Origin of the sequence: Nocardioides sp. 616, from assembly GCF_002930065.1 — a bacterium.
GTDB lineage: Bacteria > Actinomycetota > Actinomycetes > Propionibacteriales > Nocardioidaceae > Nocardioides > Nocardioides houyundeii.
Map to the genome: position 1 here is coordinate 138,151 of NZ_POAG01000019.1, position 15,931 is coordinate 154,081.

19 protein-coding genes are annotated in these 15,931 nt (G+C 70.9%); 17 read left to right on the top strand and 2 right to left on the bottom strand.

The window, feature by feature from the left end; translation table 11 throughout:
* The first annotated feature begins 146 nt into the window (after positions 1 to 146).
* Together ffh and C5H89_RS11885 are read left to right on the top strand one after the other, a co-directional pair.
* The gene (ffh, locus tag C5H89_RS11880) at positions 147 to 1,703 is read left to right on the top strand and encodes a signal recognition particle protein (protein ID WP_104107231.1); all 1,557 of its coding nucleotides are present in this window, start codon (positions 147 to 149) and stop codon (positions 1,701 to 1,703) included.
* Positions 1,704 to 1,725: 22 nt separating this feature from the next.
* Positions 1,726 to 2,130 carry a hypothetical protein gene (locus C5H89_RS11885; RefSeq protein ID WP_345840642.1) on the top strand — a complete coding sequence of 135 codons (405 nt, stop codon included), beginning with the start codon at positions 1,726 to 1,728 and terminating at the stop codon, positions 2,128 to 2,130.
* Between the two features lie 2 nt (positions 2,131 to 2,132).
* On the opposite strand, the gene C5H89_RS11890 is transcribed toward C5H89_RS11885, so the two are convergent.
* Positions 2,133 to 2,753: a GtrA family protein gene (locus tag C5H89_RS11890; RefSeq protein ID WP_104107233.1), complete on the bottom strand. Its 621-nt coding sequence runs from the start codon at positions 2,751 to 2,753 to the stop codon at positions 2,133 to 2,135.
* A 316-nt stretch (positions 2,754 to 3,069) separates the two neighbouring features.
* Between C5H89_RS11890 and rpsP the strand changes: the two genes are divergently transcribed.
* The 12 genes from rpsP to C5H89_RS11950 all read left to right on the top strand — a co-directional run bounded on the left by rpsP (position 3,070) and on the right by C5H89_RS11950 (position 12,260).
* A complete protein-coding gene (gene rpsP, locus C5H89_RS11895) occupies positions 3,070 to 3,567 on the top strand; it encodes a 30S ribosomal protein S16 (protein WP_104107234.1) in 498 nt (165 codons plus the stop codon).
* Between the two features lie 5 nt (positions 3,568 to 3,572).
* Positions 3,573 to 3,815, top strand: a complete 243-nt coding sequence (locus C5H89_RS11900) for an RNA-binding protein (RefSeq protein WP_104107235.1) — start codon at positions 3,573 to 3,575, stop codon at positions 3,813 to 3,815.
* Positions 3,816 to 3,894: 79 nt separating this feature from the next.
* A complete protein-coding gene (gene rimM, locus C5H89_RS11905) occupies positions 3,895 to 4,443 on the top strand; it encodes a ribosome maturation factor RimM (RefSeq protein ID WP_240181826.1) in 549 nt (182 codons plus the stop codon).
* 3 nt (positions 4,444 to 4,446) lie between these two features.
* On the top strand, positions 4,447 to 5,604 hold the full coding sequence (gene trmD, locus C5H89_RS11910) for a tRNA (guanosine(37)-N1)-methyltransferase TrmD (RefSeq protein WP_104107237.1): 1,158 nt from the start codon (positions 4,447 to 4,449) through the stop codon (positions 5,602 to 5,604).
* Between the two features lie 202 nt (positions 5,605 to 5,806).
* Positions 5,807 to 6,157: a 50S ribosomal protein L19 gene (gene rplS, locus C5H89_RS11915; protein WP_101524051.1), complete on the top strand. Its 351-nt coding sequence runs from the start codon at positions 5,807 to 5,809 to the stop codon at positions 6,155 to 6,157.
* A 37-nt stretch (positions 6,158 to 6,194) separates the two neighbouring features.
* A complete protein-coding gene (gene lepB / locus C5H89_RS11920; RefSeq protein ID WP_104107238.1) occupies positions 6,195 to 6,983 on the top strand; it encodes a signal peptidase I in 789 nt (262 codons plus the stop codon).
* A gap of 10 nt (positions 6,984 to 6,993) precedes the next feature.
* Complete coding sequence (locus C5H89_RS11925; protein WP_104107239.1) at positions 6,994 to 7,713, top strand: ribonuclease HII; 720 nt, start codon at positions 6,994 to 6,996, stop codon at positions 7,711 to 7,713.
* A gap of 20 nt (positions 7,714 to 7,733) precedes the next feature.
* Positions 7,734 to 8,042: a DUF2469 domain-containing protein gene (locus C5H89_RS11930; protein WP_101526090.1), complete on the top strand. Its 309-nt coding sequence runs from the start codon at positions 7,734 to 7,736 to the stop codon at positions 8,040 to 8,042.
* Between the two features lie 143 nt (positions 8,043 to 8,185).
* The gene (locus tag C5H89_RS11935) at positions 8,186 to 8,557 is read left to right on the top strand and encodes a YraN family protein (protein WP_104107513.1); all 372 of its coding nucleotides are present in this window, start codon (positions 8,186 to 8,188) and stop codon (positions 8,555 to 8,557) included.
* Positions 8,557 to 10,137 (top strand): YifB family Mg chelatase-like AAA ATPase, encoded by a 1,581-nt coding sequence (locus C5H89_RS11940; RefSeq protein ID WP_240181827.1) that lies wholly within the window; start codon positions 8,557 to 8,559, stop codon positions 10,135 to 10,137. Before C5H89_RS11935 ends, C5H89_RS11940 begins: the two co-directional genes overlap by 1 nt.
* Positions 10,134 to 11,267: a DNA-processing protein DprA gene (gene dprA / locus C5H89_RS11945; protein ID WP_104107240.1), complete on the top strand. Its 1,134-nt coding sequence runs from the start codon at positions 10,134 to 10,136 to the stop codon at positions 11,265 to 11,267. Before C5H89_RS11940 ends, dprA begins: the two co-directional genes overlap by 4 nt.
* A gap of 39 nt (positions 11,268 to 11,306) precedes the next feature.
* Positions 11,307 to 12,260, top strand: coding sequence for a tyrosine recombinase XerC (locus C5H89_RS11950; RefSeq protein WP_104107241.1), 954 nt, complete (start codon positions 11,307 to 11,309; stop codon positions 12,258 to 12,260).
* Between the two features lie 15 nt (positions 12,261 to 12,275).
* Here C5H89_RS11950 and C5H89_RS11955 read toward each other — a convergent pair whose 3' ends face one another.
* On the bottom strand, positions 12,276 to 12,797 hold the full coding sequence (locus C5H89_RS11955) for a M23 family metallopeptidase (RefSeq protein WP_104107242.1): 522 nt from the start codon (positions 12,795 to 12,797) through the stop codon (positions 12,276 to 12,278).
* Positions 12,798 to 13,201: 404 nt separating this feature from the next.
* On the opposite strand from C5H89_RS11955, the gene rpsB reads away from it, so the two are divergent.
* The 3 genes from rpsB (at position 13,202) to pyrH (ending at position 15,882) form a co-directional block, all read left to right on the top strand.
* Positions 13,202 to 14,182, top strand: a complete 981-nt coding sequence (gene rpsB / locus C5H89_RS11960) for a 30S ribosomal protein S2 (protein ID WP_104107515.1) — start codon at positions 13,202 to 13,204, stop codon at positions 14,180 to 14,182.
* 48 nt (positions 14,183 to 14,230) lie between these two features.
* Entirely contained in the window at positions 14,231 to 15,046 is an 816-nt protein-coding gene (tsf, locus tag C5H89_RS11965; protein WP_101524059.1) for a translation elongation factor Ts, read from the top strand.
* 119 nt (positions 15,047 to 15,165) lie between these two features.
* Positions 15,166 to 15,882, top strand: a complete 717-nt coding sequence (gene pyrH / locus C5H89_RS11970) for a UMP kinase (RefSeq protein ID WP_104107243.1) — start codon at positions 15,166 to 15,168, stop codon at positions 15,880 to 15,882.
* Positions 15,883 to 15,931: the final 49 nt, after the last annotated feature.

A 15,931-nucleotide genomic window follows, 5' to 3' on the forward strand; every position in this document is an offset into this window, starting at 1 on the left:
GACCTGCTGTGCGGGGTGCAGGGGTCGCCCGGAGGTCGCCCTGGCCGGGTCGGGTGGGGGATCGGGCTAGGCTGGTGCCTCGTCCGACAGTTGTGGGCCAGCCGCGACCGGCGCCCAGTCACCGCTCACCACCCGAGGGAACGCTCTTGTTCGCCACACTCTCCGACCGCCTCGCCGACACCTTCAAGAACCTCCGCGGCAAGGGGAGGCTCTCCGAGGCCGACATCGACGCGACCGCGCGCGAGATCCGCATCGCGCTCCTGGAGGCCGACGTCGCGCTGCCCGTGGTCAAGGAGTTCGTCGGTGCCGTGAAGGAGCGTGCTCGCGGTGAGGAGGTCAGCGGCGCGCTGAACCCGGCGCAGCAGATCGTCAAGATCGTCAACGAGGAGCTGGTCAACATCCTCGGCGGCGAGACCCGTCGCCTCCGCTATGCCAAGACCGGACCCACCGTGATCATGCTGGCCGGGCTTCAGGGCGCCGGCAAGACCACCCTGGCGGCCAAGCTGGCACTGTGGCTCAAGGACCAGGACAAGACGCCGCTGCTGGTGGCCGCCGACCTGCAGCGCCCCAACGCCGTCAAGCAGCTTCAGGTCAACGGCGAGCGGGTCGGGGTGCCGGTCTTCGCGCCGGAGCCCGGCAACGGTGTGGGCGACCCGGTGGCGGTGGCCCGGGCCTCCGTGGCCGAGGCCAAGCGCACGCTGCACGACGTGGTCATCATCGACACCGCCGGACGGCTCGGCGTGGACGCCGAGCTGATGAGGCAGGCGGCCGACATCCGGGACGCCGTCAACCCCGACGAGGTGCTGTTCGTCGTCGACGCCATGATCGGCCAGGACGCGGTCACCACGGCCCAGGCGTTCCTGTCCGGCGTCGGCTACGACGGGGTGGTGCTCACCAAGCTCGACGGTGACGCCCGAGGCGGTGCCGCGCTGTCCATCGCCGCCATCACCGGGAAGCCGGTCATGTTCGCCTCCGCCGGCGAGAAAATGACCGACTTCGACCTGTTCCACCCCGACCGCATGGCTTCGCGCATCCTCGACATGGGCGACATGCTCACCCTGATCGAGCAGGCGGAGAAGGCGTTCGACGCCGAGACGTCGGCGAAGGCCGCGGAGAAGCTCCTCGGTGGCAAGGGTGACTTCACCCTCGACGACTTCATGCAGCAGATGCAGCAGCTCCGCAAGCTCGGCTCGATGACCAAGATCATGGGGATGCTGCCCGGGATGGGGCAGTACCGCGAGCAGCTGGAGAACTTCGACGAGCGGGAGCTGGACCGGATCCAGGCCATCATCTCCTCGATGACCCCTGCGGAGCGGGCCAACCCCAAGATCATCGACGGCTCCCGTCGAGCCCGGATCTCCAAGGGCTCCGGCACCACGGTGGCCGACGTCAACCAGCTGGTCGACCGGTTCTTCGAGGCGCGCAAGATGATGCAGCAGATGGCGCGCGGCGGCATGCCCGGCATGCCCGGCATGCCCGGCATGCCGGGCATGGGCGGGGGCAAGAAGGGCAAGACCGCTCCCAAGAAGGGCAAGGCCAAGCGCGGCTCGGGGAACCCCGCCAAGGCCGCCCAGCAGAAGGCGGCCGCCGCGAAGGCCGGCAAGGCTGCGCTGGCCCCCGGGGCGGCGGCCGAGGGCTTCGACTACGAGCAGGCTGCGGCGGCGCTCGACCTGCCCAAGGACTTCTCCAAGTTCCTCAAGTGAGCCACCGGGTGCGGGACCGGGTGTGCCTACGGCGAGCGCTCGCGCCCCGGACGACGTGATGGGCACCGTGCTGGTCGTGGACGGCGCCAACGTGGTGGGGTCGCGCCCTGACGGGTGGTGGAAGGACCGAGCCGGCGCGGCTCGGCGGCTGCACGAGGAGCTGCTGGTCGCCGACCTCCCGCACGACCAGCTGGTGCTGGTCCTGGAGGGCGGTGCGAAGGCGGGGGTGCGTCCCGGGCGCGACGTCCACGTGCGCACCGTGCACGCGCCCCGCGACGGTGACTCCGAGGTGGTCGCGCAGGTGCAGGCCGCTGCTGCGGCCGGTCACGTGGTGACGGTGGTGACCGCCGACCAGTTCCTGCGGGCTCGCGTCGAGGGGCTCGGGGCCAGGGCGATGAGTCCGTCCTGGCTGCTCGACCAGCTCTGAGGTCAGCGCAGCCCCTGGGGGTCCTGCACGCGCTCATCCTGGTGAGGTTGCCGATCCGGGTCCTCCCCGCCGGCCCCGACCGGGACCGGCAGCACCGCCGGGTGGTTCGCCCGTACGGCCGCGAAGGTCCACAGGCGGTTGAGCACGAAGGACAGTGGTGTCACCACGACGATGACCGCCAACTGGCCCCAGTACAGCCGCGTCCGGAGACCGGAGGAGTCGTCGAGCAGACCGGTGGGCAGCGAGATCACCGACCCCGGGTGCATCAGCAGCGTCAGCAGGACCAGGCCCAGCAGCTGCCCGAGCAGCCCGACGGCGAGAAAGGGCCAGTACTCCGCCCACCACTTGGCGTGCTTGGTCGTCCGGAACGTCCAGCTGCGGTTGAGCTGGAAGTTCCACAGGTTCGCCACCAGGAACGCGAAGGTGGAGAACAGGTGGTACCAGCGCACATTGAAGTCGCTGAGCGGCAACCCCCACACCGGGAGCTCCGGGTGCGGACCGAGTCTCTTGGCCACGACCAGCGCCACCAGGTTGACGGCCACCCCCGAGGCTCCCACCAGTCCGAAGCGGAGGAAGAGCCCCAGCTCGCGCCGTCGTCTGGCAAAGCGGGGTCCCTGGCTCACCCCAAGACCCTAGCGCCAAGTGAGCGGCCGGGCGGGGCCCACGTTCGCTGCATGAATGCTCGGCGGATCAGCGGTCCGGTCCCGCCCGACGGCGAGCCTGGCTGTGCTGAAGGGCCCGCCTGCCTGGTGCACCGTGGCCCAGTGGGCGAGGCCCGATTGGTGACTCCGGTGGGGCATCTGGCAGACTTGCTCGACGTGTCCTGTGTGCCCGGACCCTCTCATCCGGGCTCGCAGAGCCCCTCGAACGACCTGATCCCGGTCCCCACCTGGTTGGGGGTCGTTCATCCACCACAACTTGCAAGGAGACACCACAAACGTGGCCGTCAAGATCCGTTTGAAGCGCCTGGGCAAGATCCGGGTGCCGCAGTACCGCATCGTCGTCGTGGACTCGCGCAAGAAGCGCGACGGCCGCGTCATCGAGGAGATCGGCAAGTACCACCCCAAGGAGGAGCCCTCGTTGATCGAGGTGACCTCCGACCGGGCGCAGTACTGGCTCGGGGTCGGCGCGCAGCCGAGCGAGGCTGTCGAGGTGCTCCTGAAGGTGACCGGCGACTGGCAGAAGTTCAAGGGCCTGCCGGGCACCGAGGGCACCCTGAAGGTCAAGGAGCCCAAGCGCGACAAGCTCGAGATCTTCAACGAGGCGCTCAAGGACGCTGCCAGCGAGCCCAAGGGCGCTGCGGTGACCAAGAAGGCCAAGAAGGACGAGAAGAAGGCGGAGGAGGCCCCCGCGGCCGAGACCCCCGCCGAGACGCCGTCCGCCGAGACGCCCGAGGTTGCTGCGGAGGCCGCTGAGGCCTCGTCCGAGAAGGCCTGAGCCTCGTGCTGGCCGACGCTCTCGAGCACCTCGTCCGCGGCATCGTCGACCACCCGGACGACGTGTCCGTGAAGGACATGCGCCTGCGGCGAGGTGCCGTCCTGGAGGTCCGGGTTCACCCGGACGACCTGGGCAAGGTCATCGGTCGCCAGGGCAGGACGGCGACGGCCTTCCGCACGGTCGTCTATGCCCTCGCGGGCAAGGACCGGCCCCAGGTCGACTTCGTGGACGTCGACCAGCGTCGCTGATCCGCACCTGCTCCACCAGCACGGGCGTCACCCCACCGGGGTGGCGCCCGTGCTGCGTGCTGGCCACTATTGTTGGGTCGTGAACAGCATTGAGGTCGTGGTGGGACGGATCGGCAAGCCGCATGGCGTTCGGGGTGAGGTGACGATCGACGTCCGGACCGACGAGCCGGAGCGCAGGTTCGCCCCCGGGGCGGTGCTCCGGGCCGTGCCCCCCAAGGGGGCGTCGTCGCAGCTGAAGACCCTGACGGTCCGGTCCACGAGGTGGCACCAGCAGGTGCTGCTGGTGAGCTTCGAGGAGGCGGGTGACCGCAACGCCGCCGAGGCCGTGCGCGGCACCGTGCTGCACGCCGAGCTCCCGATCGACGCCGTCCCCGAGGACCCCGAGGAGTTCTACGACCACCAGCTCGCGGGCCTCTCGGCGTACGACCTGGAAGGGCGTCTTCTCGGCACGGTCAAGGGGCTGGTCCACGGGGCGGCGCAGGACCTGGTCACCGTGCTGACCCCGGACGGACGCGAGGCCCTGGTGCCGTTCGTGAAGGAGCTGGTGCCGGAGGTCGACGTCCCGGGTGGTCGGCTGGTGGTCGCGGACCGACCCGGTCTGGTCAGCCCCTTCCCCGACGAGGCCTGATCGGTGCGCATCGACATCTTCTCGATCTTCCCCGACTACCTCAGTCCCCTGGAGCTGAGCCTGGCCGGCAAGGCCCGGCAGTCGGGGCTGCTGCAGATCGAGGTCCACGACCTGCGTGCCTGGACCCACGACCGGCACCACACCGTCGACGACACCCCCTACGGCGGCGGCGCCGGGATGGTGATGAAGCCGGAGCCTTGGGGCGAGGCGCTCGAGCACGTGGCCGCCGACGGCAGGCCCACCTTCGTCTTCACCACTCCCAGCGGCACCCCGTTCACCCAGGGGCTGGCTCGGGAGCTGGCCACCTCGGAGCACCTCGTGTTCGCCTGCGGGCGCTACGAGGGCATCGACCAGCGGGTCCTCGACCACGCCGCCACGCTCGGCGAGGTCCGCGAGATCTCCTTGGGCGACTACGTGCTGAACGGGGGAGAGGTCGCCGCGCTGGCCATCACCGAGGCCGTGGTGCGGCTGTTGCCGGGGTTCATGGGCAATCCCGAGTCGCTGGTGGAGGAGTCCCACGAGGACGGGCTGCTGGAGTACCCGGTCTACACCAAGCCCCAGTCGTGGCGCGGTCTGGAGGTGCCCGCGGTGCTGCTGTCGGGCAACCACGCCGCGATCGCTGAGTGGCGGCGCAGCGAGGCGGTGCGGCGTACCGCCCGCCGGCGGCCGGACCTGCTGCACGCCAGCACGGTGGTCGACGGCTGGGAGATCGTGGCGGCCCGGCCCAGCGACGCGCCCGAGCTCCTCACCCTGCAGCTCGCCTGCTGGGTGAGCGAGGCGATCGCCAACGACGACCTGGGCATCCCGCCCCTGCACGAGGGGCTCGGCGACGTGCACGCCTCGCTGGCCTCCTGGGACACCTACGTCGTCCGCTCGGCGGGGCGGCTGGTCGGCTCGGTGCGCGGGCGACTCACCGGGACCGAGTGGGAGATCGGGCGCCTGATGGTCGCTCCCGACCTGCGCGGCCGGGGGCTGGGGCGCCTGCTGCTGGAGCACGCCGAGGCGGTCGCTCCCGCCGAGGCGCTCTCGGCCCGCCTCCTGACGGGCAGGTCGAGCCTGGACAACCTGCGCCGCTACCGCAGGGCCGGCTTCGCCGTCGCCGAGGTCGGCGCCGGCCGGTCGGGTCCGGTGGTGCTCACCAAGCGGATTTCCCGGCCCTGATCGTCCTGTGGCAGACTTGGCAGCTGGCCAGTCGGTCGAAGGGTGGCCCCGGTAGTTCACGCGGGGGACCTGTGCCGGGCCCCTGCCACAGGGGGAGCCCGACACCGCCGACCACCCGTCGCCCGACCGGGCGGCGCACTGGCCTGCACACCCAATCGATCACACACACCGCGGCTGACCTGTGGCACTCGCGAGGAGCATCATGACCAATGTCATTGCCGAGCTCGGCAACGCCCAGAAGCGCGACGACGTCCCGGACTTCCGCGCCGGCGACACCATCAAGGTCCACGTGAAGGTCATCGAGGGCAGCCGCTCCCGTGTGCAGGTCTTCCAGGGCGTGGTGATCAAGGTGCAGGGCTCCGGCGTGGGCCGCACCTTCACCGTCCGCAAGGTCTCCTTCAGCGTCGGGGTCGAGCGCACCTTCCCGCTGAACTCCCCGATCTTCGAGAAGATCGAGGTCGTCACCCGCGGTGACGTGCGTCGCGCCAAGCTCTACTACCTGCGCAACCTGCGCGGCAAGAAGGCGAAGATCAAGGAGCGCCGCGAGGCCTGAGCGGCCCCGCCGACCAGCACTCGTTTAGTCTCTGCTCGTGACTTCTGAAGACCGCGACCTAGCCTCCGCCACCCCCAGTGCGGACGGGTCGCGGTCTTCGTCGTCGCGGGGTCGGGGACAGCGCAAGCACCTGCCGCTGTGGCAGGAGACGTTCCTGCTCCTGGGGGTCGCCCTGGTCCTGGCGATCATCGTGAAGTCGTTCCTCGTCCAGGCCTTCTACATCCCCTCGGAGTCGATGGAGCCGGGTCTGGTCAACCGGGACCGCATCCTGGTCCAGAAGGTCTCCTACTGGGGCGGAGACAGCCCGGAGCGCGGGGACGTGGTGGTCTTCAAGGACCCCGGGTCGTGGCTGCGTGGCAGCCTCGTCGAGGAGGCGGACAACCTCGTCGTCAAGGGGATGACCAAGATCGGGCTGTACCCGTCCGGTGGTCACCTGGTCAAGAGGGTGATCGGGGTCGCGGGCGACGTCATCACCTGCTGCGACGACCAGGGTCGTCTCGCCGTCAACGGCGAGCCCCTGGACGAGGACGATTACGTCAAGGACGACCCGCTGACCCAGTGCAACGGGCCGATGCTGCCCAGCTGCGACTGGGAGGCCGGACCGGTGCCCGAGGGACACATCTTCGTGATGGGGGACAACCGCGGCCGATCCGCGGACTCGTCGGAGAAGATGTGCCGCAAGAACGAGACCGACTGCGTCCCGGGACGGGAGTTCGTCCCGGTCGACCTGGTGGTGGGCAAGGTCTTCGTCCTGATCTGGCCCTGGAGCCACTTCCGCTGGGTCACCCGTCCCGACTCCTTCGCGAACGTGCCCGACGCCGGCTGAGGGATCGCCCGTGCCCGGACTGCCCAGCGGAGTCACCGTGCGTCGCGACGCCGGCCTCTACGGCTACGAGCGCGCCCTGCGCCGGGCCGGGATCGACCCCGTCGCGGGCGTGGACGAAGCTGGTCGCGGGGCGTGCGCCGGTCCCCTGGTGGCGGCCGCCTGCATCCTGCCCGCCGGTCGCGCGGGCATCGTCCCGGGCCTCGCGGACTCCAAGCTGCTGACCGAGAGGGCGCGAGAGGCCTGCTACGAGCAGGTGCTGCGCCGGGCCGTGTCCTGGTCTGTGGTGGTCATCGAGAACCAGGAGTGCGACCGCCTCGGGATGCACGTCGCCAACGTCGAGGCGCTGCGCCGGGCGGTGGCCCTCCTCGACGTCCGTCCGGCGTACGTGCTCACCGACGGCTTCCCGGTCGACGGCTTGCACGTGCCGGGGCTGGCCATGTGGAAGGGGGACCGGGTGGCGGCGTGCATCTCCGCCGCCTCGGTGCTGGCCAAGGTGACCCGCGACCGGCTGATGCGACAGCTCGACATCCAGTGGCCGGCGTACGACTTCAAGACGCACAAGGGCTACATCACCGATGTCCATGCCGCAGCGCTGGCCGAGCACGGGCCGTGCCCGGTGCACCGGATGCGGTTCGTCAACGTCCGCCGTGCCGCCGGGCTCGAACCGCCCGCGAGGAGTCCCGGCGAAACCTCCGCCGAGCACGACGGGGAGACTAGTGTCGAGACGTAGCCAGCCATGAGGGAGTGACGATGAGCGCCGAGGATCTCGAGAAGTACGAGACCGAGATGGAGCTCACCCTCTACCGGGAGTACCGCGACGTCGTCTCGATCTTCAAGTACGTGGTGGAGACCGACCGTCGCTTCTACCTGTGCAACCAGGTCGACGTGAAGGCGCGGACCGAGAACGGCGACGTCTTCTTCGAGGTCTCGATGAGCGATGCCTGGGTGTGGGACATGTACCGGCCCGCACGCTTCGCCAAGAACGTGAAGGTGCTGACGTTCAAGGACGTCAACGTCGAGGAGCTCAGCCAGCAGGACATCGACCCGCCCAAGGAGTAGCAGGTCGCTGCGCCGCCGGTCGCCGGGCCGTGGGTGGGCCGCGGCGCACCCACAGGCGCCGGGCGACCTGGCTCTCTCCACAGGGTCCGGTCCGCCGTGTACCGCGTCGGAGCGGCTGTCGGCAGGCTGTGGGCCATGGAGACGTGGCAGTGACGACGGCAGCGCACAAGCAGGCGCTGGGGGCGTACGGCGAAGAGCTCGCGGCGCGACATCTGGTCCGGGCCGGCATGGTGGTGCTGGACCGCAACTGGCGCTGTGCGGCCGGTGAGATCGACCTGGTGCTGCGCGACGCGCAGACCCTGGTCGTGTGCGAGGTCAAGACCCGCACCGACGACCGATTCGGCAGTCCCCACGAGGCGATCACCCCGGTCAAGCTGCGTCGGTTGCGGGCACTGGCGGCCACCTGGCTGGTGGCGCACCAGGCGCACCCGCAGGACGTCCGCATCGACCTGGTAGCCATCCTCCGGCCGCGCCGCGGGCCTTCGGTCCTGGACCACGTCAGGGGCATCGGCTGATGCTGGCCACCGCGCACACCATCGCGCTGCAGGGCTCGACCGGGCATCTGATCGAGGTGCAGGTCGACATCTCGCCCGGGGTGGTGGGGGCGACCATCGTGGGGCGTCCCGACGCCTCGCTGATGGAGGCCCGGGACCGGGTCCGCATGGCGATCACCCATGCGGCACCGCGCTGGCCCTCCACCCGGCGGGTGACGATCCTGCTCTCTCCCGCGGACCTGCCCAAACGGGGCACCCACTTCGACTTGGCGATCGCCATGGGCATCAAGGCAGCCGACGCCGGGGTGCCGCGCGAGGCGCTGCGCGACACCGTCTTCCTCGGCGAGCTGGCGCTGGACGGCGGCCTGCGCCCGGTGCCCGGCGTGCTGCCGATGGTGATGGCCGCGGCGGCGCGAGGGTTCGGCCGGGTCTTCGTGCCCGAGCCGCAGGCGGCCGAGGCGGCGCTGGTGCCGGGCATCGAGGTGTACGGCGTGCGGTCGCTGGCCCAGGTCGTGGCTCAGCTCTGCGGGGAGATCGTGCCCGCGGCCGAGCCAGTGACCGAGCTCAAGGCGGCCAGCACGCTGTCGTGGCGCGGCCAGGACCGGCGCGAGGAGGTCGACATGCTCGACCTGGTGGGCCTCAGCGATGCCAAGTACGCCGTCGAGGTCGCGGCGGCAGGCGGCCACCATGTGCTGCTCTCCGGCCCCAAGGGGTCGGGCAAGACGAGCTTGGCGGAGCGGATCCCGACGATCCTGCCCGACCTCACCCGCGAGGAGGCCCTGGAGCTGACGGCCGTGTGGTCGCTGTCCGGTCCCATCGAGTCCGCCACCGGCGTCCTGGTGCGCCCGCCCTTCAGCGCCCCGCACCACGACGCCTCGAAGGCCAGCATCCTCGGCGGCGGCACCGGACGTGTCCGTCCCGGCGAGCTGAGCCGGGCGCACTGCGGTGTGCTCTTCCTCGACGAGTTCCCACTGTTCCGATCCGACGTCATCGAGGCGCTGCGGCAGCCCTTGGAGAGTGGGGAGGTCCGCGTGGTGCGCGGGGACGATGCAGCCACCTTCCCCGCCGGGGGCATGGTGGTGCTGGCCGCCAACCCCTGCCCCTGTGGGGAGTTCCATCCCTCCGCCGGTCTCGACAGGTGCGAGTGTCCGGAGGTGGCGCGCCGCGAGTACCGTCGGAAGGTCTCGGGGCCCATCTCCGACCGGATCGACATCGTGCGCCACGTGCTCCCGGCTCAGCCCCACGAGCGCGACCCCTTCGCACCGCGTGAGGGCTCGCCCGAGATCCGGGGGCGGGTGACGCGCGCACGCCTGCGTCAACGCCAGCGGTACGCGGGACTCGGGTGGCGGCTCAACGCCCAGGCTCCGGGTCACCTGCTGCGTGAGCGGTGGCCGCTCCCGGACCCGGAGCAGCGCCGGGTCGACGACGAGGTGTACGCCGGCCGGCTGAGCCGGCGGGGCGCCATCCGGGTCCACCGCCTCGCGTGGTCGGTGGCGGACCTCGCGGCGGTGGACGAGCCGGGGGAGCGCGAGGTGGAGACCGCGCTGCGGCTCCGTACCGGCGAGCCGCTGCGCTCCAGCGACCTGGGGCGGGTCGGATGAGCGTCACCGAGGAGGAACGCCTGGCCAGGGCGGCGCTGAGCCGGCTCGCCGAGCCGGGGGACCCACGGCTGACGGGCCTGGTCAGCGAGATCGGCGCTGTCACCGTGCGCGACCACCTGCAGGCCGAACGTGACCTCCACGGGCTCCGCACCGACGTGGCGGCGCGGCTGGAGGCCCTGGACCCGGCCGCGGACCTGGAGCACGCCGACAGGCTCGGTGTCCGGTTCGTGGTGCCTGGAGACCCGGAGTGGCCGGCGGGGCTGGACGAGCTCGCGCACGCGGGCGCGGTTGCCAACCGGGGTGGGGTGCCGGTCGGGCTGTGGCTGCGCGGGCACGCCCGGCTCGACACCGTGGCTTCGGGCGTGGCGGTCGTGGGGTGCCGGTCCTCCACGACCTACGGGGACTCCACGGCGGGGGAGATCGCGGCGATGGCGGCCCGGGCGGGACTCAGCGTCGTGTCCGGGGCCGCGTTCGGCATCGACCAGGCCGCCCACCGGGGAGCTCTCGCCATTCAGGGGAGCACAGTCGCCGTGCTGGCCTGCGGGGTGGACCGGCACTATCCCGCGGCCCATCGCCGGCTGATCGACCACATCGCCGACGTCGGCCTCGTGGTCTCCGAGGCTGCGCTCGGCTGTGCGCCCCTGCGCGTGCGGTTCCTGGCACGCAACCGCCTCGTGGCCGCCCTGGCCCGGGGCACGGTGGTGGTCGAGGCGGCGGTCCGCAGCGGCGCGTTGAGCACCGCGGCCTGGACGACGAGGCTGAACCGGCCGCTCATGGGGGTCCCCGGCCCGGTGACCAGCGCCCAGTCCCAGGGGGTGCACGAGAAGCTGCGGAGCGGCGAGGCGACGCTGGTGACCGGGGGTGAGGACGTGCTGGAGATCCTGGGACGTCCCGGGGACCACCTGCGCGAGGAGCCCCGGGGGCCGGTCCGGGTCCGCGATGGTCTGGGGTTGCGGGCCCAGCAGGTGCTGGACGCGGTGCCCGTCACCCGGGGAGCAGCCGTGGACAGCATCGCCCGCTCCGCCGGCATCGGGCTGCGGGAGGTGCACTCGACGCTGGTGACCCTGGCGAGCCAGGGACTGGTGGTCCATGACTCCCGGGGCTGGCGGCTGGGAGACACGGCACGCTGAACCGGGGCGTCCGGCGCCAGGGCTGTCTACGATCGGCTCATGACCGCCGAGGAGGACGGGGCTGCCACGGCGCCCGAGCTGCTCCCGGAGCCGCTGGCCCGGGTCCTGGCCGACTACGAGCGGCACCTCGTCGCCGAGCGCGACCTGACGCCCAACACGGTCCGTGCCTACCTCAAGGACGTGGCCGGCATGCTGGAGCACGCTCACCGGCTCGGCCACCAGGACGTCAGCGGCCTGGACCTGCGAGCGCTGCGCAGCTGGCTGGCCAAGCAACAGAGTCTCGGACGGTCTCGCACCACGCTGGCGCGACGTGCCAGCGCGGTGCGGGTGTTCACCAGGTGGCTGGCCCGCACCGACCGGACCGTCCAGGACGCGGGGGCCTCGCTGCTCTCTCCGAAGCTGGCCAGGACGTTGCCCCCGGTCCTGCGTGCCGACGAGGCGTCAGACCTCATCGCCGCAGCCGCGGCGCGGATGGAGGACGGCGGACCGGTGGCGCTGCGGGACGTGGCGATCCTGGAGATCCTCTACGCCACCGGGATCCGGGTGGGCGAGCTCGCCGGCCTGGACCTGGACGACGTCGACGACGACCGGCAGGTGCTGCGGGTCTTCGGCAAGGGGCGCAAGGAGCGCACCGTGCCCTTCGGTCGACCGGCGGCGGCCGCGCTGGCCTCGTGGCGGCACCAGGGTCGACCTCGTCTGGTGGTGCCGGGCTCCGGTCCCGCGCTGTTCCTGGGTGCCCGCGGCGGGCGGGTGGACGCGCGCATCGTGCGCGAGATGGTGCACCGGCGCCTGGCCGAGGTGCCCGGGGCTCCCGACATGGGGCCGCACGGTCTGCGGCACACCGCGGCGACCCACCTCCTTGAGGGTGGCGCGGACCTCCGGTCCGTGCAGGAGCTCCTGGGCCATGCCTCGCTGTCGACCACCCAGCTCTACACCCACGTCTCCACGGATCGGCTGCGTCGGGCCTATCGACAGGCTCATCCGCGCGCGTGAGCGGCCCGGCGTACCTCACCGGCGCCACAGCGGCAGCAGCCTGACCGGGACGTCCTCGCCGACCAGCCGGAGCGGGTCGAGGTAGACCTTGCCCCGCCGCCAGCCCCAGTGCAGGCACGCTGCGGGGTAGCAGTGCGAGAACGGCACGACCAGCCAGCCCACGCGCTCACCTGCCCGCACCACGTCGCCGGGGCGCACCGAGGCGGCCACGGGCTCGTAGGTGGTCCTCGTGTCGCCGTGATCCACCACCACGACCCGCTTGCCGCCGATCGAGCCGGCGAAGCTCACCCGCCCGGGCAGCGCTGCCCTGACCGCTTGGGCCGGGCTGCCCAGCAGGTCGACTCCCCGGTGTCCCGAGCCGTAGACCAGCTCCGGCGGGTCGAACGCCCTGACCAGCGCAGGCTCCGGAGCGAGGGGCCACGTGCCCACCGGATCCGCGGCGGCGGGCGGAGCGGCCCGCGCCCCGCCGGCACCGGGTTGCGGGGTCACGGCCATCAGGATCGCAGCCACGAGGATGACGAGACGGATTCGCACCATCGAGCCAGCCTCGAGCAGGACGCGGCACCGGGCGAGCGGCGTTGGCCGGGGCTGTGGAACAGCCCTGGGGATGGACGCAGAACCCGCCGGTGTGCACGTGCGGCGGCCCGGACGCTGCGATTTCCCCGGGCGTGGCGAGGTGGCCTACTCTGTTTGGAGCAGCTCACCCGAGCTGACTTCGCACGCTTGCAGACCACGCCGGAGTCGTTTTCCAAGACTCCGACCACCCGTGGGCGACGATCCTCGGTTCCAGCTCCCGCAAGGGAAGTGGATGGGATCGCGCGTGAGCGTCAGGGCCTGCGGCACCCGCCGCCGGCAGCAAACCGCAAACATGCAGGAGCCACCAGGCTTCCCGCTCCTCGGAGCCGGAGTCCAGAAGCTTCGCACTGAACATGGAGATCCACATGGCAGTCGTCACCATGCGCCAGCTTCTCGAGAGCGGCGTCCACTTCGGGCACCAGACCCGTCGTTGGAACCCCAAGATGAAGCGCTTCATCATGACCGAGCGCAACGGCATCTACATCATCGACCTGCAGCAGTCGCTGGCCTACATCGACCGTTCCTACGCCTTCATCAAGGAGGTCGTCTCCAAGGGCGGCACCGTGATGTTCGTAGGCACCAAGAAGCAGGCGCAGGAGGCCATCGCCGAGCAGGCCACCCGCGTCGGCATGCCCTACGTCAACCAGCGCTGGCTCGGTGGCATGCTCACCAACTTCCAGACCGTGCACCAGCGGATCAACCGCCTCAAGGAGCTCGACGAGATCGACTTCGACGACGTGGCCGGCAGCAGCCGCACCAAGAAGGAGCTGCTGCAGATGCGCCGCGAGCGCGACAAGCTCAACAAGTCGCTGGGCGGTATCCGCGAGATGACCCGGACCCCCTCCGCGGTGTGGATCGTCGACACCAACAAGGAGCACCTCGCCGTCGAGGAGGCGCGCAAGCTGCGCATCCCGATCGTGGGCATCCTGGACTCCAACTGCGACCCCGACGTCGTCGACTTCCCGATCCCGGGCAACGACGACGCGATCCGCGCGGTCGGTCTGCTGACTCGGGTGGTCGCCGACGCCGTCGCCGAGGGCCTGATCGCCCGCTCCGGCGCCAAGACCGGTGCCGAGTCCGGCGCCGCGGCCAGCGAGCCCCTCGCCGAGTGGGAGCGCGAGCTGCTCTCCGGTGACGCCGAGAAGGCCGCCGTCGAGGCGACCGGTGGCGACTCCGCGACCGACGCTCCGGCTTCCGAGTCGACCGGTGCCGCCGCCGAGGCGCCTGCCGCCGACGCTGTCGCCGAGGCTGCCCAGGAGGCCCCTGCTGCTGAGGCTCCCGCTGAGGCCCCTGCTGAGGCCCCCGCTGCCGAGGCGCCTGCCGAGGACGCCGCCGAGAAGAACTGACGTCCGCGTCAGTCCTCCGACTACCCCCAGAACTCAAGGAAGTAGAACATGGCTAACTTCTCCGCAGCCGACGTCAAGAAGCTCCGTGAGCTGACCAGCGCCGGCATGATGGACTGCAAGAAGGCGCTCACCGAGACCGACGGCGACTTCGACAAGGCGATCGAGCTGCTTCGCGTCAAGGGCGCGGCGAAGGCCGCGAGCCGGGCCGCCGAGCGCGAGACCAGCGCCGGCCTCGTCGCCCACCACGGTGGTGCGCTCATCGAGCTCAAGTCCGAGACCGACTTCGTCGCCAAGAACGAGGACTTCATCGCGGTCGCCAACCAGATCGTCGAGGCGGCTGACGCCGCCAAGGCTGGCGACCTCGAGACGCTCAAGGCCGTGTCGCTGGGCGACAAGACGGTCGGGGAGGTCGTGGAGAACCTGGCGATCACCATCGGCGAGAAGATCGAGCTCGGCCGGGTCGCCTACTTCGACGGGGACGTCGTGTCGTACATGCACAAGCGTGCCGCCGACCTGCCCCCTGCCGTGGGTGTCCTGATCGAGTACACCGGCGACAACGCGGATGCTGCTCGCGGTGCCGCGATGCAGGTCGCGGCCATGCGCCCGCAGTACCTCACCCGCGACGAGGTCCCCGCGGACATCGTCGCCAAGGAGCGCGAGATCGCCGAGGCGACCTCGCGTGAGGAGGGCAAGCCCGAGCAGGCGATCGCCAAGATCACCGAGGGTCGTCTGAACGGCTTCTTCAAGGACGTCGTCCTGCTCGAGCAGCCGTCGGTGACCGAGAACAAGAAGTCGGTCAAGACCGTCCTCGACGAGGCCGGCGTGACGCTGACGCGCTTCGCCCGCTTCGAGGTCGGCGCCTGACCTGAGTAGGGTTCGACCCAACTAGACGACGAGGAGGCCGGTTCGGTGGATCAGCACATGACCATCGGGCCGGTCTTCTCGCATCCTCGCCGCAACCCGGCGACGCGAAAGGATCTGGCGTGACCCTGTACTCCCGTGTCCTGATCAAGCTCTCCGGCGAGGTGTTCGGCGGCGGGCGGGTGGGCGTCGACCCCGATGTCGTCGCCAAGGTCGCGCGCGAGATAGCCGCCGTGGTCCGCGCCGGTGTCGGTGTCTCGATCGTGGTCGGTGGTGGCAACTTCTTCCGCGGCGCCGAGATGCAGCAGCGCGGCATGGACCGCGCCCGGGCGGACTACATGGGCATGCTCGGCACCGTGATGAACTGCCTGGCCCTCCAGGACTTCCTGGAGAAGGAGGGCATCGAGACCCGGGTGCAGACCGCCATCACCATGGGTCAGGTGGCCGAGCCCTACATTCCGCGGCGCGCCATCCGGCACCTGGAGAAGGGGCGCGTCGTCATCTTCGGCGCCGGGGCGGGCATGCCGTTCTTCTCCACCGACACGGTCGCCGCCCAGCGAGCGCTGGAGACCCGCTGCGACGTCGTGCTGATGGCCAAGCAGGGTGTGGACGGGGTCTACACCGCCGACCCCAGGCTCGACCCCTCAGCCACCAAGCTCGACCGGCTCTCGTTCGCCGACGCACTGCGCCTGGGCCTCAAGGTGGCCGACGCGACAGCCTTCGCCCTCTGCATGGAGAACAACATGCCCCTTGTCGTGTTCGGCATGGAGGACGAGGGTGCCATCCTGCGCATCGTGCAGGGTGAGAAGATTGGCACGCTGGTGAGCATCGAGGGCTGAGCCCTTCGTTCCACCTCCCGCACCACGACGACGCATCCCGAGAGTAGGC

What these genes read in the sequence shown, in the direction of transcription:
- rplS (WP_101524051.1), top strand. Translation starts at nt 5,807, where the DNA reads ATGACCAATGTCATTGCCGAGCTCGGCAACGCCCAGAAGCGCGACGAC.
- C5H89_RS11930 (WP_101526090.1), top strand. Translation starts at nt 7,734, where the DNA reads ATGAGCGCCGAGGATCTCGAGAAGTACGAGACCGAGATGGAGCTCACC.
- C5H89_RS11940 (WP_240181827.1), top strand. Translation starts at nt 8,557, where the DNA reads ATGCTGGCCACCGCGCACACCATCGCGCTGCAGGGCTCGACCGGGCAT.
- dprA (WP_104107240.1), top strand. Translation starts at nt 10,134, where the DNA reads ATGAGCGTCACCGAGGAGGAACGCCTGGCCAGGGCGGCGCTGAGCCGG.
- C5H89_RS11950 (WP_104107241.1), top strand. Translation starts at nt 11,307, where the DNA reads ATGACCGCCGAGGAGGACGGGGCTGCCACGGCGCCCGAGCTGCTCCCG.
- C5H89_RS11955 (WP_104107242.1), bottom strand. Translation starts at nt 12,797, where the DNA reads ATGGTGCGAATCCGTCTCGTCATCCTCGTGGCTGCGATCCTGATGGCC.
- rpsB (WP_104107515.1), top strand. Translation starts at nt 13,202, where the DNA reads ATGGCAGTCGTCACCATGCGCCAGCTTCTCGAGAGCGGCGTCCACTTC.
- tsf (WP_101524059.1), top strand. Translation starts at nt 14,231, where the DNA reads ATGGCTAACTTCTCCGCAGCCGACGTCAAGAAGCTCCGTGAGCTGACC.